Here is a 19,427-nt window from a genome sequence, read left to right on the forward strand (position 1 = left end):
CGCTAGTCGGCGACCTTGATGCCCAGCTCGGCGGCGAGCGCGGGCCCGAGGTCGATCAGCTGCAGCGCCGAGACGGTCGCGCCCCGCAGTCCCGACACATCACGCGGGCCGGCCACCTCGGCCCCGGTCAGGTCGACGTCCTTGAAGGTTCCCTTGGTGAAGTCCGGCGACACCAGCCGCGACCCCTCGAACGTAACCGAGGTGAGCGCGGCGTCGGCGAAGTCGGCCTCCACGAGCTGGCAGTCGACGAAGGCGACGTCGCGAAGCCTGGCCCCACGCAGGTTGAGGAACTCGATCTTGCAGCCCTCGAACCGCACTCGGGACAGCTCCGCCCCGTACATCGCCACGGCACCGAGCCGGGCTCCCTGCACGAGGCAGTCGCTCCACGACGACTCGGCGAGGTCGACGCCCGCTCCGTGCACGGCATACAGGCTGGACTCGGAGAAACGCGAGCGTGGGGCGCGCAGCTCGCTGAGGTCGCACCGCTGGAAGGTGCACTCGAGGAATCGCGAGCCGCCCGCCGCGGACCCGGTCAGGTCCTCGGTGAACACCTCGCCGTCGTAGTCGGTGTCGGCTGTCAGCACTGCGCCATAGTGGCCCATCACCCCGACAGTGCAGAATGAACCAGCCAGTAGGTAACCGGGCGCCACACCAAGGTCGCCCCACCTTCCCCCCAAGGCCGAGAGGACACCGATGTCCGACAGCGACTTCAAGCCGGGCCTCGAGGGCGTCATCGCCTTCGAGTCAGAGATCGCCGAACCCGACAAGGAAGGCGGCTCGCTGCGCTACCGCGGCGTCGACCTCAAGGAACTCGTCGGCACGGTCAGCTTCGGGCAGGTGTGGGGTCTGCTGGTCGACAACGAGTTCGACCCGGGGCTGCCGCCGGCCGAGCCGTTCCCGCTGCCTGTGCACTCCGGCGACATCCGGGTCGACGTGCAGTCCGCGCTGGCCCAGCTCGCCCCGTTGTGGGGCTTCAAGCCGTTGCTCGACATCGACGCCGCGCAGGCCCGTGAGGACCTGGCCCGCGCCTCGGTGATGGCGCTGTCGTTCATCGCGCAGTCCGCCCACGGGCAGGGGTCGCCGATGGTGCCGCAGCGTCGCGTCGACGAGGGGCGCACGATCGTCGACCGGTTCATGATCCGCTGGCGCGGCGAGCCCGACCCCAAGCACGTCGAGGCGATCGACGCCTACTTCATCTCCGCCGCCGAGCACGGCATGAACGCCTCGACGTTCACCGCGCGCGTCATCGCCTCGACCGGTGCCGACGTGGCCGCGTGCCTGTCCGGCGCGATCGGCGCCCTGTCCGGCCCCCTTCACGGTGGAGCCCCGTCGCGCGCGCAGCACATGATCGAGGGCGTGGAGCGCAGCGGTGACGCACGGGCCTACGTCAAGGGTGTGCTCGACCGTGGTGAGCGGCTGATGGGCTTCGGCCACCGCGTCTACCGCGCCTACGACCCCCGCGCGGCCGTGCTGCGCGACACCTGCGAGCGCCTCGGCGCGCCTCGCTTCAAGGTGGCCCTCGAGCTCGAACAGGCTGCCCTGGCCGAACTGCGCGAGCGCCAGCCCGACCGGGTGCTGGAGACCAACGTCGACTACTGGGCCGCGGTGCTGCTCGACTTCGCCGAGGTCCCCGGCGCGATGATGACCCCGCTGTTCGCCGCGGCGCGCACCGCCGGCTGGTCGGCGCACATCCTCGAGCAGAAGAAGACCGGTCGGCTGATCCGGCCCAGCTCGCGCTACATCGGCGAGGCGCCCCGCGGCCTGGACGCCGTCTCCGGCTACCGCGCCTGACGCGTCGTCCGGCGGCGCGCCGAGCCTGATACGTGGTTGCAGAAAGCGAAATGGGCCTGCGCGAATGCGCAGGCCCATTTCGCATTTCACGGCGGGGTATGCCGCGTTGCTCGGCCAGCGGCGGCGGCCTACCGTGCCTTGGTGGTGGTCCGGGTGGTGGACCTCACGTCCCACGCCTCGGGACGGGATGAGATACTGACGCCGTGACCGACACTGCCGCCACCGCGACGCCCACCATCCCCGCCGACCTGCTGCCCAAGGACGGCCGCTTCGGCTCCGGGCCGTCGAAGGTGCGCCCCGAGCAGGTCGAGTACCTCGCCGGACTGGGCACCACCCTGCTCGGCACCTCGCACCGCCAGGCTCCGGTGAAGAACCTCGTGGGCGCCGTCCGTGAGGGGCTGTCCGAACTGTTCAGCCTGCCCGAGGGCTACGAGATCATCCTCGGCAACGGCGGGTCGACCGCGTTCTGGGACATCGCGGCCTTCGGCCTGGTCCGCGAGCGCGCGCAGCACCTGGCGTTCGGCGAGTTCTCGGCCAAGTTCGCCAGCGTGACCAACAACGCTCCCTTCCTCGGGGAGTCCACGATCATCAAGGCCGACCCGGGCAGCCTCGCCACGGCCCGCGCCGAAGCCGGCGTCGACGTCTACGCCTGGCCGCACAACGAGACCTCCACGGGGGTGATGGCCCCCGTCAAGCGCGTCGAGGGTGCCGACGAGGGCGCGCTCGTGCTCATCGACGCCACGTCCGGCGCCGGCGGGCTGCCCGTGGACGTGGCCGAGACCGACGTCTACTACTTCGGCCCGCAGAAGTGCTTTGCGGCCGACGGTGGCCTCTGGCTGGCCGCCTTCTCCCCGGCCGCGCTCGCCCGGGTGGACGAGATCGCCGCGTCCGGTCGCTGGGTGCCCGACTTCTTCAGCCTGCCGACCGCCGTGTCCAACAGCCGCCTCAACCAGACCTACAACACCCCGGCGCTGGGCACCCTGGCCCTGCTGCGCTCGCAGATCGACTGGATCAACGGTCAGGGCGGGCTCGAGTGGGCCGTCAAGCGCACCGCCGACTCGAGCGGACGCCTCTACGACTGGGCCGAGCGCACGGCATACACCTCGCCCTATGTCACCGACCCGGCCGCCCGCTCGCAGGTGGTGTCGACGATCGACTTCGCCGATGAGGTCGACGCGGCCGCCGTCGCCAAGACCCTGCGTGCCCACGGCGTGGTCGACGTGGAGCCCTACCGCAAGCTCGGTCGCAACCAGCTGCGAGTGGCGACGTTCCCCGCGGTGGACCCTGCGGACGTGTCGGCCCTTATTGCGTGCATTGAGCACATTGTGGGCTGATTTACTGCCCAGTAAGCCCTCTGCGGACGACGCTCGCGCGTAACCTCGGCTCCAGACCCTCGTTGAACCCCACATAACCCCTGGGGTGGGACACCGCAAGGTGGACAACGATGTCGAGGAGCCGAACGATGACACGCACGACGCGACTGCCGTGGCGCAAGATCGCAGGAGGTGTGCCCGCGCTCGCCCTGATCGGCGCCGGAGTGGCGCTGGCGGCCACCGGTGGCCAGCCCGCGACCGACATCGTTGCCGACAACACCCCCGTGGTCACCGTGCCCGGCGAACCGCTCACCGGCCTCGATGCCCCGCGGCTCCCCGAGCTGCCGGCACCCCCGGAGGCCGAGCCCACCCCGTTCGCCCAGTCGGCGGGCCTGCCTGCCTCGATGAGCGCCAACGGCATCCCCGCCGCTGCCCTCGAGGCCTACCGTCGTGCCGCCACGATCGTCGACGCCGCCGATGCCGAGTGCCGCATCGACTGGGCCCTGATCGCCGCGATCGGGAAGGTCGAGTCCAACCACGGCCGCTACGGCGGCAACGGCATCGACCGCGACGGCACCGTGCGTCCCGGCATCTACGGCATACCTCTCAACGGCCAGAACAACACCGCCGCGATCAGCGACACCGACGGCGGCTCGTACGACCGTGACGTGACCTGGGACCGCGCGGTCGGCCCGATGCAGTTCATCCCCGGCACCTGGCGCGTCGTCGGCGTCGACGCCAACGGTGACGGTCGCAAGGATCCGCAGAACATGGGCGACGCCGCCACGGCGACCGCGGTCTACCTGTGCTCGGGTCCTGGCGACCTCAGCACCGACTCCGGTGCCCGCTCGGCCGTGCTGCGCTACAACCACAGCGACGCGTATGCCGACCAGGTGCTGGCGATCGCGGCCGGCTACCGCGGTGGGTACACCGTGCTCCCGGGCTCCGACCTGTCCGAGGCGCAGCGCAGCGGCTCGCCCTACCTCCCGTCCGGTGAACCCCAGACGATGGCGAGCTACGACCCCGCCAAGGCGTCACAGCCCGCAGCCTCGACCGCACCCGGCAAGGGCGGCTCGGCGACAGCGGCGAAGCCCGGTTCGGGTGGTTCGGCTGGCTCGGGCGGCCGCTCTGCCTCGCCGGTTCCGCAGCCTTCGTCCAGCGCTGCCGGTGGCGTCGTGGGCGCCGCGACCGGTGCCGTCGGCGGAGTGGTGGGAGGCGTCACCGGAGGCACTCCCGCCCCGAGCCCGACGCCGTCCCCCAGCCCCAGCAGCTCGACGCCCGCGCCGCTGCCCCTGGAGGTGCTGCCCGTCAACGGCAAGTGCCCCACCGGCTACGACCCGGTGGTCAACCTCCTCGGCGTCACGGTCCTCTGCAAGCTGCACTGAGTCCTCCGCACGCTGCACTGACCGGACGGCTCAGCACCCGCGGGGACGTGTTGCCGCCAGGTTGTCACCGGACCCCCATTTCAGCCCTCCCGTGACGATCTGCGCGCAACACGTGCCGGCCGTCCGGACTTGTTGCCGCCTGGTGGTCACCGGACCCCCATTTCGGCCCTCCCGTGACGATCTGCGCGCAACAAGTCCCGGCCCGTCCGGACTTGTTGCCGCCTGGTGGTCACCGGACCCCCATTCCAGCCCTCCCGTGACAATCTGCGCGCAACACGTCGGGAGCTGGGCGCGCCGTCCCCACACGGCATACCCCCCGATCGGGCGGTCAGCGGAAGGTGCCGGCGAGGCTGGCGACGACTGCCACGGTGACCACGATGACGAGGACGGCGATGGTCACGCGCCGACGGAAGACCGGCGTCACCGGACCGCCTCGGGGACGGGTTCGGAGACCTCGGGCTGTGGGAGCGTGCGGATCCTGATCCGCGGGCGACGCTGGGACTCGTAGGTCACTTGGACATTCTCGCGCCTGGCGGTGCGGATGGACACCGCCACCAGCATGAGCCCGACCGCGATGGTGCCGATGCCGATCGTCCAGCGCGGGCCCGCGACGTCACCGATCCAGCCGATGAGTGGAGCTCCGAGCGGCGTGCCCCCCATGAAGATGGCCATGTAGAGGGCCATCACCCGGCCGCGCATCGCCGGGTCGACGCTGAGCTGGACCATTGCGTTCGCCGTCGTCAATGCCGTCAGCGCCGTGAGTCCCACGGGGATCAGGGCGAGGGCGAACAACGGATAGGTGGGCGCGCTCGCCGCCAGCCCGCTCGCGATCGTGAAGCCCACGAGCGCGACGAGCAGGATTCGCAGCCGCGGCCTGGCCCGACGGGCCGAGAGCAGCGCGGCCGTGAGGGAGCCGATTGCCATGATCGAGCCGAGCAGGCCGTACTCCTGCGGGCCCTTGCCGAACTCCTTCGTCGCCATCAGTGCCGTGGTGATCTGGAAGTTCATCCCGAAGGTGCCGAGCGCGAAGACCAGGGCCATCACGAGCTGGAGGTCGGGTCGGCTGCGCACGTAGGCGAGCCCCTCACGGATGGCGCCGCTGCCTCGGGCGAGGGCGGGCGCAGGACGCAGCTCGCCGACGCGCATCGATGCCAGGGCGACCAGCACGGCCACGAAGGTCAGCGTGTTGAGCAGCAGCGTCCAGCCCGTGCCGAACGCCGCGATCGTCAGGCCCGCGACACCGGGACCGACCAGCCGCCCGGCATTGAACGAGGCACTGTTGAGGGAGACCGCGTTGGCCAGCCGGTCACGCGGCACCATCTCGGACACGAAGGTCTGGCGGGCCGGGTTGTCGACGGCGGTGGCGATCCCGGTGAACAGCGCGATGCCGTAGACCATCCAGAGCTGGGCGGTCCCGGTCACGACGAGCAGACCGAGGGCAAGGGACGACAGCGCGAGCGACGTCTGGGTGACAGCCAGGATCCGCCGCTTCGGATAGCGGTCCGCGATCATCCCGGCCCAGGGCGCGAGCAGCAGGAAGGGCAAGAACTGCAGCCCGGTGACGATGCCGAGCGCCGTGGACGAGTGGTTGGTCAACTCGGTCAGGACCAGCCAGTCCTGCGCGACCCGGCCCATCCAGGTGCCGATGTTGGAGATGAACGCACCCGTGGCATAGATGCGGTAGTTGCGGACGCCCAGCGAGGAGAAGGTGGGGCTCACTCGTTGGCCACCCGGGTGAGGATGGCCGACGCCTGCCGCAGCACGTCCTGCTCGGCGGGGGTGAGGTGGCCGACGCGCACCGACATCCAGGCGTCGCGCTTGCGGCGGATGTCCTTCAGCAGCGTGGTCGCCTCGCTCGTGAGCGACAGGATCACCTGGCGTCGGTCGGCGGGGTCGTCGGTGCGCGCGACGAGCCCGCGCTCGACGAGGGCCGCGACGGTGCGGGTCATGCTGGGTCCGCTCACCTTCTCGATCTCTGCGAGCTCACTCGGTGTGCGCGGCGCCTCCTGCAGGCGGCAGAGCACCGAGAACTGGTGCGGTGCAACGACATCCGTGCTCTCGAACCGCACTCGGCGCGAGATGCGCATGCAGGCGAGTCGGAGCTCGCCGGCGAGGGCATAGATCGCAGAAGGCGAGAGCCCGGCATCGCCAGCGCGGCGTGAGCGTGCGGCGGGTGGGGTCATCTGTTCCTCCTCAGTCGATACTTAGCATAACTCATTACCTGTGCTAAGTATTTCGAGCACCCTTCCGGACTACTGCCAAGGCCCAGACGCAGGTATGCCGCGTGGCCCCCTCACGGGGCCACGCGGCATACCTGCTGTGGTCGGGGAGGGGTCAGCCGACGCCGAGGACCTCCTTGATCGGGGTGATCGCGAAGTAGATGACGAACAGGGCGGACACGGTCCACAGCAGCGGGTGGATCACGCTCGCCCTGCCACGCACCACCTTGATGAGGGTGTAGACGACGAAGCCCGCGCCGATGCCGACGGTGATCGAGTAGGTGAACGGCATCAGGACGATGGTGAGGAAGGCCGGGATGGCGATGTCGAGGTCGTCCCAGTCGATGCCCTTGACCTGCTGCATCATCAGGAAGCCCACGACGACCAGGGCCGGGGTCGCCGCCTCGTAGGGCACGACCTTCACCAGGGGCGCCAGGAAGGTCGCGAGCAGGAACATCACCCCGGTGACGACCGAGGCCAGACCGGTCCGGGCGCCTTCGCCGACCCCTGCCGCCGACTCGATGTAGGACGTGTTGGACGAGACCGAGCCCGCGCCACCGGCGATCGCGGCGACGGAGTCGACGAGCAGGATCTTGTCGGAGTTCGGCGGGTTGCCGTCCTTGTCGAGCAGGCCACCCTCGGCACCGACGGCGACCATCGTGCCCATGGTGTCGAAGAAGTCGGCGAGCAGGAGCGTGAAGACGAGCAGCAGCGCCGCGACGAAGCCGAGCTTGTCGAACGAGCCGAGCAGGTTGAAGTTGCCGAGCAGCGAGAAGTCGGGGACGTCGACGATCTGGTCCGGCAGCGCGGGGACGTTCAGCCCCCAGCCGGCCGGGTTGACGAACTTGCCCGTGTTGTCGAACTGGCCGCCGATGTTGCCGATCGCCTCGACGATGATCGCCAGGACCGTGCCACCGAGGATGCCGTAGAGGATGGCGGCCTTCACCTTGCGGACCATCATCACGATGATCGCGAGCACGCCGATGACGAAGACCAGCAGCGGCCAGCCGTTGAGGTTTCCGGAGATGCCGAGCTCGACCGGGACCGGCCCGACGCCGGTGCGGCGGACGAACCCGGCGTCGACGAGACCGATGATCGTGATGAACAGGCCGATGCCGACCGAGATCGCGGTCTTGAGCTGGGCCGGGATCGCCCGGAACACAGCCTGGCGGAAGCCGGTCAGCACGAGCACCAGGATGATGACGCCCTCCATGACGACCAGGCCCATCGCGTCGGCCCAGGTCATCTCGGGCAGCTTGGCGATGCCGAACGTCACGAACGCGTTGAGCCCGAGACCGGTGGCGAGGGCGAGCGGGTAGTTCGCGACGACACCCATGAGCAGGGTCATCACGCCGGCGATGAGCGCGGTCCCGGCCGCGACCAGGGTCTGCGCCTTGACGATGTCACCGCCACCGAGGAACTGTCCCGAGCCATCCTGCTGGGTGCCGATGATCAGCGGGTTGAGGACGACGATGTACGCCATCGTGAAGAACGTGACCAGCCCACCGCGGACCTCGCGGCTGAGGGTGGAGCCACGCTCGGTGATCCGGAAGAAGCCGTCGAGGCCTCCGGACGACGGGGACTTCGGGGACGGGCGCTGCGGTGCCGCAGACTTCGTGGTGGGCTTGGCCATGGGCAGCAGAGTAGGGCCTGACTGTTACGTCGTCGTGAAAGATAGGCTGCCCGGCATGAGCGAGTCGCACCCCACCCCCGACGGTCCCGGTGAGGAGCTGCAGCCCCTGGCCGTCAGCACCGCCCGGATCGTCGTCTGGGCGCAGCTCGGCTGGGTCCTCGCACTGGCCGTCATCCTCGCCGTGCCGGCCCTGCACGAGGGCGAGCGCGACTGGTGGCCGTGGGTCCCGGTGGCCGGCATCGTGCTCGGGCTGATCGGCTTCTCGTACGTGCGCCGCGGTCGCGGCAACGCCGCCGGCGCCCAGTAGCCGGCCGGCGCCTCAGTCAGACGAGGTCGTAGGCGATCTCGTCGATGATGGGCTGGCCGACCGGCATGGGTTCGGCCGGCTCGGCGTCGACCTCGGAGTGGGCGCCGCAGCCGTGGTCAAGACTTACGACGCGACCGTCGGAAGGTGACCAGGCGTTGGCGCACACGCCGAAAAAAGACCGGAGTGCACCCGCCATCGGGAGGAAGTAGCCGCAGGTCGAGCACGGTGCGGGCGCCTTCTCCGCGACGTCGGCGTGGGGGCCGTTCTCGCCCTCGTACCACCGCTGCGCAGCGGCCTCGCGCCCCTCGGCGGACAGGACGCGCTTGCGGCCCAGACCCAGCTCGTAGGCCGCGAGCTCGTCGACCTCCTCGTCGCCGGTCGCCTCGAACCCGGGTTCGAGCAGGGGGTCGTCCTCCTTGTAGGGGAGCACGTCGCCGGCGCTGAGGTCCCCGGGAGCCAGGCGCTCGGCATACGGGAGCCACTCGGGCGACAGCAACGCGCCCTCGCCGGGCACGAGGTTCGTCTCGCACACGGTCGCGACCTTGCCGCGCGGCACGCGGGCGACGGTGATCGCCCAGCGCCAGCCCGGGTAGGCGCCTGCCTCACACGCGAAGAAGTGCGTGGCCAGCCGCTCGTCCTCCATCTGCATGCCGAGGTGCTCGCCGACCGTGCCCCGCTCCGCGATCGACTCGGCGGCCTCACGGGCGACGGCGACAGCCTCGGCGGCGGCCAGGACGGCGTCGTCCTTGGTGGCCATCAGGGCTCGATCTGGTCGGCGAGGAACCGCAGGACAGCGGCCAGCTTGGTGGCGTGGTCCTTCTCGGGCCGACGACCGCGGCGCAGCGCGTTCGACGAGTTGTCGAGCAGCTTGATGGCGTCCTCGACCAGCGGGGCGAGGTCCTCGGGGGACTTGCGCGACGCCTCGCGCTTGCCGGCGGTGACCGTCGGCGCGGCTTCGAGCAGCGTGACGGCGAGCGCCTGGGTGCCGCGCCGCCCCTCGGCCACGCTGAACTCCACCCGCGCGCCGCCCTTGAGCGTCGCGACGCCCTCGGGGAGGGCGTTCGCGTGCAGGAACACGTCGCTGCCGTCGTCGTCGGAGATGAAGCCGAAGCCCTTCTCCGCGTCGTACCACTTGACCTTGCCTGTAGGCACTTGTCTTCCTCTTGCCTCGAAAAGTTTTGGGGGTGCGCCAATGCGCACTTCAAAGGCTATCGGGTGGGTCCAAATCCTTTCTTCGGTATGCCGCGTGCTCACCGCGTGCTCGCAGGTGGCCGTCTGGCCGACGACGCGCGACGACGGCCCGGATAACCGGTGTCGGGCTGTCGGTGGAGTGCGGGAGGATCGTCCGGTGAGTGAGTCGTCCACGTCGAGCCAGCCCGGGTTGCGCCAGTTCTGGGCGGAGCTGCCGGTCGAGGGCCGGTGGCTGCTCTCGACCGTGGCGGTGCAGACCCTCGGTCGCGGGCTGACCCTGCCGTTCACGGTGATCTACCTGCACGAGGTCCGAGGCATCTCGCTCGACCTGGCCGGCCTGCTGATGGCGTTCATCGCCCTGGTCGCGCTCGTCGTCACCGGGCCGGGCGGCGCGTTGACCGACCGGCTCGGGGCGCGCCGGATGCTGCTGTGGGGCACCGGGGCCCAGATCGTCGGCTGCGTGATCCTCGCGTTCGCGACCACCCCGCTCGTGGTGGCGCTGGCCTTCGTCTTCCTCGGGTTCAACTTCGGGGTGTCCTGGCCCGCCTTCAACGCCCTCGTTGCGGCGATCACGACCGGGACTGCGCGTCAGCAGTACTTCGGGATCAACTTCGCCCTGGTCAACCTCGGCATCGGACTGGGCGGGGTGATCGGCGGCCTCTACGCCGACGTGGCCAACCCGTCCACGTTCACCGTGATCTTCCTGGCCGACGCAGTGTCGATGCTGGTGCCGATCGGGCTGCTCCTCGGGCCCCTGCGCCACGTCCACGGTCGCGCCGAGAAGCCCGAGGGCGAGACGGCAGCGGCGGGCTCCTACCTCACGATCCTGCGCAACCCCGCGGTCGTGTGGGTCACGCTGCTGACCTTCCTCGGGGTGTTCATCGGTTACGGCCAGATGGAGGCCGGCTTTCCCGCGTTCGCCCGTCAGGTCAGCCAGGTGTCGACGAGCGTCATCGGGTTCGCCTTTGCCGTCAACACGGCCGTCATCGTCGGCCTGCAGTTCTACGTCCTCAAGCGCATCACCGGGCGCAGGCGTACTCGGGTGCTGATCGGCATGTCTGCCCTGTGGGCCCTGGCGTGGGTGGTCCTCGGGCTGACCGGGTTCGCTCCTGGGAGCGTCGCGGCTGCGGCCGGCGTCCTTGCCTTCCACGCGACCTTCGCCCTCGGCGAGACCCTGCTCCAGCCGACCATCCCGGCCATCACCAACGACATGGCTCCCGACCACCTCCGCGGCCGCTACAACGCCGTCAACGCGGGCGCCTTCCAGGCCGGCACGATCCTGGGCCCCGTGGTCGCCGGCTTCATGCTGAACCACCGCTGGTCGGCGGCCTTCATCGCCATGATCGTGGTGGGGTGCGCGCTCATGGTGGTGCTGGCCTTCGCGGTCGAACGCAGGATCACCCCGCTCGTCAACGGCCTCGAGGAAGATGCGGCGCCCACTGGTCCACACGGTCTCCAGGACGATCCGGCGCCCACGGGTCCAGCAGCGGGCGCAGGCGCGGTCAGCTGAGCACGGCTGGCTCGATGCCCCACTGGGCCGACCAGGACTGACCAGGCTCCAGGACGACCAGTCCCTCGCCGGAGTTGAAGGCGTTCGCGGGGCACGACATGGGTTCGACGGCGATGCCGCGGACCCCGTCGACACCCGTGTCCCGGCCCTTGGCGGTGAACACCTGCACCCAGTTCAGCGACTCGTCGCCCCACACGGTCACCTCGCCGTTCTCGAGCCCGCCGACGACAACCTCCCAGGCTCCGGAGGTCGTGGACCGCGACAGGTCGGTGAACGCGGTGTCCAGCTCGGTCGTGCCCAGTGCGCGAGCAGTCCGGAAGTCCAGATCGGGACGCACGGGTGCGTTGCCGGTCGGGATCAGCCGGTCGTCGACCAGCACCTCGCGGGCTGCGGGAATGGCCAGCTCGACCTCGGCCAGCGGAGTGTCACCGAGGGCGATGTAGGGGTGCGCCCCGAAGCCGAACGGAGCCGCAGTCGCGCCGACGTTGGTCGCGTGGACGCTGACGGTCAAGCCCTCCTCGTCGAGGACGTAGTTGACGCTCAGGTCGAGGATGCCGTCCCAGCCGGGCTGGGGGTGCAGTCGGGTCCGCACGGTGAGCGCCGACCAGTCGTCGTTGTGCCAGTGCAGCTGCCAAACGGCCCACCGGACCAGCCCGTGGTTGGCGTTGCGCAGGACCGCCTCGGTCAGCCCGAGCTGGTGGTCATCGCCGGCAAAGGAGTACACCCCGTCGCGGATCCGGTTCGGCCAGGGCATCAACACCTGACCGCGGCCGGCGCGGCATACCTCGTCGTCCGCGTAGCCGGCCACGATGTCGGTGCCGTCCACGCGGTAGGTGCGCAGGCCGCCACCCACCTCGACGACGGTCGCCTCCTGCCGTCCGCGCCGAAGGGTCCACTGCTCACCACTGGGAAAGGTCACGTCGCCCACGCTAGCGGCGGCGTTACGCGGGGGCTCGTCCGAGGGACTGCGGACGATCAGTTGCGGGTTCCGGTCACCAGGACCGCCTTGGCACCGGTCTTCTCGGCGACCACGAGGACCGAGTCGCCGACCTGGACGGTGGTGGCCCGGCCACGGGTGTCGGCGCCGATCGCATAGGTGGCGCTGAAGTTGTCGGCGCTCTTGACCGTGATCGAGGTGGAGCTGGCCTTGGTCACCTCACCGCGCTGGAGCGTCATGACGGTGGTCTTGCCGTTGTCCTCGACGGTGAACTCGCCGTGCTGGACGTTGCCGAGCCCCATCGCCTCGCGCATGAGAGGACCCAGGCCGTTGCCCATGCCGTTGCCCATGCCGTTGCCACCCTGACCGTTGCGCTGTCCGCGCGGGGCCTCGGGCGCCTTCGGGAGCCGGTCGAGCTTCTTCTGCTGCCCGGGCGGGAGCACGCGCCCGTCCCCGACTCGCTCCATCCGGTTCGCGTGGTCGTCGTGGCCGATGGCGCGCACGGCGACGAGTCCTGCCACGCCCACCAGGGCGAGCACCATCAGGGCGACGAGGCAGCCGGCCACGATCACGGCGATGGTCCCACCGGTCGTGGACGTCGCCTGACGCCACAGACCCGGTCGTCTCGGCGGTGGACCGCCGGGCGCGTAGCCACCCGGGGCTCCCGGACCGCCGTGCCCAGCCCCAGCGCCACCCGGAGCACCCGGTCCGGCAGCACCGGCTCCTTCTGCCGCGGAGACCGCGGGCAGTGGCTGGGTGGGCGCGGGAGGCACGCTCGCCGTCTCCGGCCCTGGACCCGGCGCGACAGGATCCCCGGGCTGCTTGGCTGCCCCCTTGGGCGTGCGGGGCTTGGTGGGTTCGGTGGGCTCAGACATGGTGCGTCCTCTCGTTGTCACAAGTGTGCAGGTCAAGCCTGTGCGTGGCATGGGAAACGGCTGAGAGTCCGGAGGACCTTCCTCGGACGACTACCGTGGTGCGGTGGCCGCCATCTCCTCGTCCCGTTCGACCGCACGGTCGATGGCCGACGACGTGCGGGAGCGGACCGACGACCAGCTCGCCACCCTCCTGCGACGTCGACAGGACCTGGCCCGGCCCGCGCCCGCAGACCTGTCGTCCCTGGCCGCCCGGGCCAGCACCCGCGCGAGTGTCCAGCGGGCCGTGGACTCGCTCGACCTGGCCCACCTCCAGGTGCTCGAAGCCGCCGTCGCCGCCACGTCGCCGCTCGACACCAGGGCAGTCGGTGCCCTGCTCGGCGTCACGACCGAGGAGATCGAGCCGGTCCTGGACGACCTCTGGACGCTCGCCCTGCTGTKGCGCAGCCCCGAGGGGTTGCGGGTGACCCGCACCGTCGGCGAGGTCCTCCCCCACCCGGCCGGGCTCGGTCCTCGAGCGGCCGACAGCTTCGTCGACGTCCCATCGCCGGCGCAGGTCCCGACCCTGCTCGCCGACGCCCCGCCGGCAGCCCGCGCCATCCTCGACCGGCTGACCTGGGGTCCCCCGCTGGCCGTCCTCCCCCCCGGAACGCCGGACCGGCTGGCCGAGGGCGCGCGGTGGCTGCTCGAACACCACTTGGTCTTCTCCCCGTCGGCCGACCAGCTGGTGTTGCCTCGCGAGGTGGCGTTGGCCTTGCGTGAAGGCCGCAGCCATGCCACCCCGGCGCTCCAGCCGCCTGCCCTCGAGGGTCAGCCCCGCGCGGGTGCCGAGGTCGACGCCGCGGCCGGCCAGCAGGTCACCGACCTGCTCGCTCTCGTCGACGAGCTCGCCGCCGAGTGGGGACTTCACCCACCCAGGGTGCTTCGTTCCGGCGGCCTGGCGGTGCGAGACCTCAAGCGGCTCGCCTCCGTGCTCGACGTCGACGAGGGCCGCGCGGCCTTCGTCGCCGAGCTCACGTATGCCGCGGGCCTCCTCGCGGACGACGGCTCGCTCGACCCGTCGTGGGCCCCCACCCCCGCCTACGACGAGTGGCAGCAGCACCCGGGTGACCAGCGCTGGGCGGTGCTCGCCCGCGCCTGGCTGCTCACGACCCGCGCCCCGCACCTCGTGGGCACGACGCCCGCCGGCGCGTCCGGCACGGTCAACGCCCTCGGGCCCGATGCCCACTGGCCACCGGCCCGAGGTCTGCGCAGGGACGTCCTCGAGCAGCTCGCCGCCGCGCCGGCAGGGTTGGCCCCCGAGCGCGGCAGCGTGGGCACCGCCCTGAGCTGGCAGCGCCCGCGACGCGTGCCCGCCAGCCTCGACACGGTCGTCGCCGCGGTGCTCGGTGAGGCCGAGTGGCTGGGCGTCACCGGCCGCGGCGCCATCTCCACCGCGGGTCGGGCCCTGCTGGCCGGGCGAGCCGACGCCGAGCTCGCCGCCGCGATGCAACCGCACCTGCCCGAGCCCATCGAGCACGTCCTCCTCCAGGCCGACCTGACCGCCATCGCGCCCGGCCCGCTGGCCGGGGGGCTGGCCACCTTCATGCGACTCGTGGCCGATGTCGAGTCACGCGGTGGTGCCACGGTGTACCGGTTCAACCAGGACTCGGTGCGCAGGTGCCTGGACGCCGGGTGGTCTGTCGACCAGGTGCTCGGAGCCCTGACCGACGCGAGCCACACCCCCGTCCCCCAGCCGTTGGACTACCTGATCCGTGATGTCGCCCGCAGGCACGGGCAGGCACGGGTCGGTGCGATGCGGGCCTACATCCGCTGCGACGACGAGGCCACCCTGGGCGCCATGATCGCCGACAGGGAGCTGTCACCGCTCCAGCTGCGGAGCATCGCCCCGACCATCCTCGTGTCGCCCGTGGCCGCCGAGACCGTGCTGGACTTCTTGCGCGACAACGGTTTCGCGCCTGCTGCCGAGACACCGGACGGCGGGATCATCGTGCCCACCACCGGGCAGCACCGCACGCCGCTGCAGCGGCGGCCCGCCCCCGTGACAGCGCAAGCCCTCGACGACGAGCTCGTGACCACCATGGTGGGTGCGCTGCGCGCCGGCGAGGAGGCCGCGGCATACCAGCGCGAGCAGGTGGCGAGCAGGCCCGGACCCAGCCTGCCGAGCACCGACCCGACCACGACCCTCGCGGTGCTGCGCGATGCGGCAGCCGACCGGCAGGCGGTCTGGCTGGGCTACTCCGACGCGGACGGGCGCACCCAGCGGATCCTCTTCTACCCCGACCGGGTCGAGGGTGGCCGGGTGCACGGCACCGCGGACGGAGCTGCCCGCACCCTGTCGATCCACCGCGTCACCGGGGCCGTGCAGGGCTGATGCGAGGCCGCCGTCAGCCGCCGGCGAGAGCCCTCACGACGCTGGACGGTGACGGTCGCCCGAGGTGGCCGGCCATCCAGACGCTCGTCTCGACGAGGGCCGCGAGGTCGACTCCGGTCTCGACACCCGCCCCGTCCAGGGCCCACACGAGATCCTCGGTGGCGAGGTTCCCGGTGGCGCTCTTGGCGTAGGGGCAGCCGCCGAGCCCACCAGTGGACGCATCGACCACGGTGACCCCGTGACGCAGCGCCCTCATCGTGTTGGCGAGCGCCTGGCCGTAGGTGTCGTGGAAGTGCACGCCGATCCGGTCGGCACCGATCCCCCGGGCGTCCAAGGCGTCGAGGAGGCGACTCACGTGCCCGGTCGTGCCCGTGCCAATGGTGTCCCCGAGGGAGAGCTGGTCGGCTCCAAGGTCCATCAGCCGCTGCGACACGTCGACCACCTGCTCGACGGGGACCGGTCCCTCCCAGGGATCGCCGAAGCACATCGAGACGTAGGCGCGCACCCACAGTCCTGCGTCCTTCGCCCGCGCCACGACGGGCGCGAACATCTCGACGGACTCGGCAACGGTGCGGTTGAGGTTCTTGCGGGCGAACGTCTCGGTGGCGCTCCCGAAGATCGCGACCGCCCCGACACCCGCCTCGAGCGCGTTGTCGAGACCGCGCTCGTTGGGCACGAGCACCGGTCGGCGCGGGCCGCGGCCGAGGTCCCCGAGGTCGGCCAGCACCTCACGGGCATCGGCGAGCTGCGGCACCCACGTCGGCGGGACGAAGGACGTGGTCTCGATCGTCTCGAGCCCGGCGGCGGCCAGCCGGCGGATGAAGTCCGCCTTCACGGCAGCCGGGACGACGGCCTTCTCGTTCTGCAGACCGTCGCGCGGACCGACCTCGTAGATGGTGACCCGGCTGGGCAGCTCCGGGTCCGGTTCGCGCTGGGGCAGTCCGATGGTCACGGTCTGATCCTGCCATTCCCGGACTGGGGAACGGTCCCCCGCGGCAGGGGTTAGATTTGCACCCGAACGCACGCGACGCCCGAAGGGACGCACGATGAGCGACACACCACGCAACGACGAGACCCCCGAGTTCCGCGACCCCACGGCGCCCAGCGACGACAGCACCCTCAGCGACGCGAGCACCTCCAGCCACGCGAGCACCTCCAGCGACGATGGCACGTCGGGCGGCGCGACCGCCTCCGGCGACGCGACGACGTCCAGCGACTACACCGCGCCGATCGAGACCAACCAGACGCAGGAAGTCCCCCCGATCCCGCCGGCGCCGGCCACCTCGGCCAGCCCACCCGCGTCGCAGCCGGCACCGCCCGCGCCCCCCGCCGTCGCGCCGGGTGGCCAACCCACCTACGGTCCGCCGCCCGGCTCCGCTCCCCAGAACCCGTATGGCGTGCCCTCGGCGGGTGCCGGCGCGCCGTCCCCTCCGGTCAACCCCTACGCCAGCGCCCCCGGCGCGGGGCAGCCGCACCCCTACGCGGGTCAGCAGCTCCCCACCCAGGGTCAGCCGCAGGGCGGCTACGCCGGCGCCCCGCCCTATGGCGCCCCGGCCTACGGCGCCCCGGCGTACGGCACTCCCGGCTACGGCGCCCCCGGCTACGCCACGCCGCGGTCGCTCAGTGGCAACACCATCGCCCTCCTGGTCGTCTCGGGCCTGACGACGCTCGGCTGCGGCTTCGGCATCGTCGCGCTGGTCTTCGGCATCGTCGCCGCGACCAAGAAGGACGACCCGACCGCATCGGCCAAGTACACCAAGTGGGGCTGGGTCGCCTTCGGCGTAGGGCTTGCGCTGTCCGTGATCGCCATCGGCCTGGTCATCGCGTTCGCGGTGACGAGTGGCACCACGACCTACGACTCGTCGTACTAGGTCATGCCTGATGGCCCCCTGATCGTCCAGAGCGACAAGACGCTGCTCCTGGAGGTCGACCACCCCCGCGCCGAGGAGGCGCGGCGGGCGATCGCCCCGTTCGCCGAGCTCGAGCGCGCGCCCGAGCACATCCACACCTACCGGGTGACCCCGCTGGGCCTGTGGAACGCGCGCGCCGCGGGTCACGACGCCGAGCAGGTGGTCAACGCCCTCATCACCTTCAGCCGGTATGCCGTGCCGCATGCCCTCCTCGTCGACGTCGCCGACACGATGGACCGCTATGGCAGGCTGACGCTCGAGAAGGACCCCGAGCACGGCCTCGTGCTGCGCACCACTGACCGGCCGGTGCTCGAGGAAGTGTTGCGGCACAAGAAGATCAAGCCGCTGATCGGGGAGCGTCTCGACGCTGACCGCGTCATCGTGCACCCCTCGGAGCGCGGTCACCTCAAGCAGGAGCTGCTCAAGGTGGGCTGGCCGGCCGAGGACGAGGCGGGCTACGTCGACGGCGAGGCGCACGCCATCGACCTCGACAACCGGGACTGGTCGCTGCGGCCCTACCAGCAGCAGGCGGTCGACGGGTTCTGGCACGGCGGGTCAGGCGTTGTCGTCCTGCCGTGCGGGGCGGGTAAGACCCTCGTCGGCGCGGGCGCCATGGCGGTGGCCAAGGCGACCACCCTCATCCTCGTCACCAACACGGTCTCGGCGCGGCAGTGGCGTGACGAGCTGCTCAAGCGCACCAGTCTCACCGACGACGAGATCGGCGAGTACTCCGGTGCCCGCAAAGAGATCCGCCCGGTCACCATCGCGACCTACCAGGTGCTCACCACCCGCCGGAAGGGCGTCTACACCCACCTCGACCTGCTCGACGCCCGCGACTGGGGCCTGATCATCTACGACGAGGTGCACCTGCTCCCGGCCCCGATCTTCCGGATGACCGCGGACCTGCAGGCCCGTCGTCGACTCGGGCTCACGGCGACCCTCGTGCGCGAGGACGGCCGGGAGGCAGACGTGTTCTCCCTCATCGGCCCCAAGCGCTACGACGCGCCGTGGAAGGACATCGAGGCGCAGGGCTACATCGCCCCCGCCGACTGCGTCGAGGTGCGCGTCACGCTCCCAGACGCCGACCGCCTCGCGTATGCCGTGGCGGAGCCCGAGGACCGCTACCGGCTGTCCTCGTGCAGCCCGGTCAAGAACCCCGTCGTCGAGCGGATCGTCAACCAGCACCGAGGTGAACCCACTCTGGTCATCGGCCAGTACCTCGACCAGCTCGCAGAGCTGTCGGAGCGGCTCGACGCCGACGTCATCACCGGAGAGACACCGGTCGCGCAACGGCAGAAGCTCTTCCAGGCCTTCCGCGTCGGCGAGATCAACCTGCTCGTGGTGTCGAAGGTCGCCAACTTCTCGATCGACCTACCCGAGGCGAGCGTCGCGATCCAGGTGTCCGGCACCTTCGGATCCCGCCAGGAGGAGGCCCAGCGTCTCGGCCGGGTGCTGCGCCCCAAGGGCGACGGCCGCACCGCCCACTTCTACACCGTCGTGTCGCGCGACACCGTCGACGCCGAGTTCGCCGCACACCGCCAGCGCTTCCTCGCCGAGCAGGGCTACGCCTACCGGATCGTCGACGCCGACGACGTCGACGCCACCGCCTGACCTGAGGCACCACGCGATCGCCGAGCGGGTTGGTCGGCGACAGCAAGCACCACCGCCCCGCACTTGTTGCCGCGTCGTGGTCACGAACACCGAAATCCGCCCCATCATGACCACCCCAGAGCAACACGTCGCGAGCCTCCCGGACTTGTTGCCGCGTCGTGGTCACGAACATCGAAATCCGCCCCTTCATGACCACCCCAGAGCAACACGTCGCGGGCCTCCCGCACTTGTTGCCGCGTCGTGGTCACGAACACCGAAATCCGCCCCATCATGACCACCCCAGAGCAACACGTCGCGGCGGGAGGGGCGGCGCAGCACACCGCCTGACACCTGACTCGCCCAGACGGCATACAGGAAACTCCCAGACTCTGCAC

General features: G+C 70.9%; 17 protein-coding genes. 8 read left to right on the plus strand and 9 right to left on the minus strand.

Going from position 1 to position 19,427, the window contains the following annotated elements; translation table 11 throughout:
- Positions 1-2: 2 nt before the first annotated feature.
- Positions 3-602: a pentapeptide repeat-containing protein gene (locus tag AC1DXJ_RS13690; RefSeq protein WP_477637227.1), complete on the minus strand. Its 600-nt coding sequence runs from the start codon at positions 600-602 to the stop codon at positions 3-5.
- Between the two features lie 91 nt (positions 603-693).
- On the opposite strand from AC1DXJ_RS13690, the gene AC1DXJ_RS13695 reads away from it, so the two are divergent.
- The 3 genes from AC1DXJ_RS13695 (at position 694) to AC1DXJ_RS13705 (ending at position 4,489) form a co-directional block, all read left to right on the plus strand.
- Complete coding sequence (locus tag AC1DXJ_RS13695; protein WP_477637228.1) at positions 694-1,791, plus strand: citrate synthase 2; 1,098 nt, start codon at positions 694-696, stop codon at positions 1,789-1,791.
- A 203-nt stretch (positions 1,792-1,994) separates the two neighbouring features.
- Positions 1,995-3,125, plus strand: coding sequence for a phosphoserine transaminase (gene serC, locus AC1DXJ_RS13700; protein WP_477637229.1), 1,131 nt, complete (start codon positions 1,995-1,997; stop codon positions 3,123-3,125).
- Between the two features lie 128 nt (positions 3,126-3,253).
- Positions 3,254-4,489 (plus strand): lytic transglycosylase domain-containing protein, encoded by a 1,236-nt coding sequence (locus AC1DXJ_RS13705; protein ID WP_477637230.1) that lies wholly within the window; start codon positions 3,254-3,256, stop codon positions 4,487-4,489.
- Positions 4,490-4,909: 420 nt separating this feature from the next.
- Here the strand turns inward: AC1DXJ_RS13705 and AC1DXJ_RS13710 are convergent, their stop codons facing one another.
- The 3 genes from AC1DXJ_RS13710 to AC1DXJ_RS13720 all read right to left on the minus strand — a co-directional run bounded on the left by AC1DXJ_RS13710 (position 4,910) and on the right by AC1DXJ_RS13720 (position 8,341).
- Complete coding sequence (locus tag AC1DXJ_RS13710) at positions 4,910-6,208, minus strand: MFS transporter (protein ID WP_477637231.1); 1,299 nt, start codon at positions 6,206-6,208, stop codon at positions 4,910-4,912.
- On the minus strand, positions 6,205-6,672 hold the full coding sequence (locus AC1DXJ_RS13715) for a MarR family winged helix-turn-helix transcriptional regulator (protein WP_477615808.1): 468 nt from the start codon (positions 6,670-6,672) through the stop codon (positions 6,205-6,207). Before AC1DXJ_RS13715 ends, AC1DXJ_RS13710 begins: the two co-directional genes overlap by 4 nt.
- A gap of 151 nt (positions 6,673-6,823) precedes the next feature.
- Positions 6,824-8,341 (minus strand): NCS2 family permease, encoded by a 1,518-nt coding sequence (locus AC1DXJ_RS13720; protein WP_477624319.1) that lies wholly within the window; start codon positions 8,339-8,341, stop codon positions 6,824-6,826.
- A 55-nt stretch (positions 8,342-8,396) separates the two neighbouring features.
- Here AC1DXJ_RS13720 and AC1DXJ_RS13725 point away from each other — a divergent pair, with 55 nt between their 5' ends.
- On the plus strand, positions 8,397-8,648 hold the full coding sequence (locus tag AC1DXJ_RS13725; protein ID WP_477615810.1) for a DUF2530 domain-containing protein: 252 nt from the start codon (positions 8,397-8,399) through the stop codon (positions 8,646-8,648).
- Between the two features lie 16 nt (positions 8,649-8,664).
- On the opposite strand, the gene AC1DXJ_RS13730 is transcribed toward AC1DXJ_RS13725, so the two are convergent.
- Both AC1DXJ_RS13730 and AC1DXJ_RS13735 read right to left on the minus strand, forming a co-directional pair.
- Entirely contained in the window at positions 8,665-9,405 is a 741-nt protein-coding gene (locus AC1DXJ_RS13730; protein WP_477615811.1) for a DUF3027 domain-containing protein, read from the minus strand.
- Complete coding sequence (locus tag AC1DXJ_RS13735; protein WP_477615812.1) at positions 9,405-9,800, minus strand: cold-shock protein; 396 nt, start codon at positions 9,798-9,800, stop codon at positions 9,405-9,407. Before AC1DXJ_RS13735 ends, AC1DXJ_RS13730 begins: the two co-directional genes overlap by 1 nt.
- A 196-nt stretch (positions 9,801-9,996) precedes the next feature.
- On the opposite strand from AC1DXJ_RS13735, the gene AC1DXJ_RS13740 reads away from it, so the two are divergent.
- A complete protein-coding gene (locus AC1DXJ_RS13740) occupies positions 9,997-11,349 on the plus strand; it encodes an MFS transporter (protein ID WP_477637232.1) in 1,353 nt (450 codons plus the stop codon).
- Here AC1DXJ_RS13740 and AC1DXJ_RS13745 read toward each other — a convergent pair.
- Both AC1DXJ_RS13745 and AC1DXJ_RS13750 read right to left on the minus strand, forming a co-directional pair.
- Positions 11,342-12,268, minus strand: coding sequence for an aldose 1-epimerase family protein (locus tag AC1DXJ_RS13745; protein WP_477637233.1), 927 nt, complete (start codon positions 12,266-12,268; stop codon positions 11,342-11,344). The genes AC1DXJ_RS13740 and AC1DXJ_RS13745 overlap by 8 nt on opposite strands.
- Positions 12,269-12,324: 56 nt before the next feature.
- Complete coding sequence (locus tag AC1DXJ_RS13750) at positions 12,325-13,161, minus strand: hypothetical protein (protein WP_477633461.1); 837 nt, start codon at positions 13,159-13,161, stop codon at positions 12,325-12,327.
- 103 nt (positions 13,162-13,264) lie between these two features.
- Here AC1DXJ_RS13750 and AC1DXJ_RS13755 point away from each other — a divergent pair, with 103 nt between their 5' ends.
- Entirely contained in the window at positions 13,265-15,532 is a 2,268-nt protein-coding gene (locus AC1DXJ_RS13755) for a helicase-associated domain-containing protein (protein ID WP_477637234.1), read from the plus strand.
- Positions 15,533-15,545: 13 nt separating this feature from the next.
- Here the strand turns inward: AC1DXJ_RS13755 and AC1DXJ_RS13760 are convergent, their stop codons facing one another.
- Positions 15,546-16,478 (minus strand): hydroxymethylglutaryl-CoA lyase, encoded by a 933-nt coding sequence (locus AC1DXJ_RS13760; RefSeq protein WP_477637286.1) that lies wholly within the window; start codon positions 16,476-16,478, stop codon positions 15,546-15,548.
- Positions 16,479-16,578: 100 nt separating this feature from the next.
- On the opposite strand from AC1DXJ_RS13760, the gene AC1DXJ_RS13765 reads away from it, so the two are divergent.
- Positions 16,579-17,403, plus strand: a complete 825-nt coding sequence (locus AC1DXJ_RS13765; RefSeq protein WP_477637235.1) for a hypothetical protein — start codon at positions 16,579-16,581, stop codon at positions 17,401-17,403.
- 3 nt (positions 17,404-17,406) lie between these two features.
- Positions 17,407-19,053, plus strand: coding sequence for a DNA repair helicase XPB (locus tag AC1DXJ_RS13770; RefSeq protein ID WP_477615818.1), 1,647 nt, complete (start codon positions 17,407-17,409; stop codon positions 19,051-19,053).
- Positions 19,054-19,427 lie beyond the last annotated feature (374 nt).

It is taken from the genome of Pedococcus sp. P2_D9 (assembly GCF_056404275.1).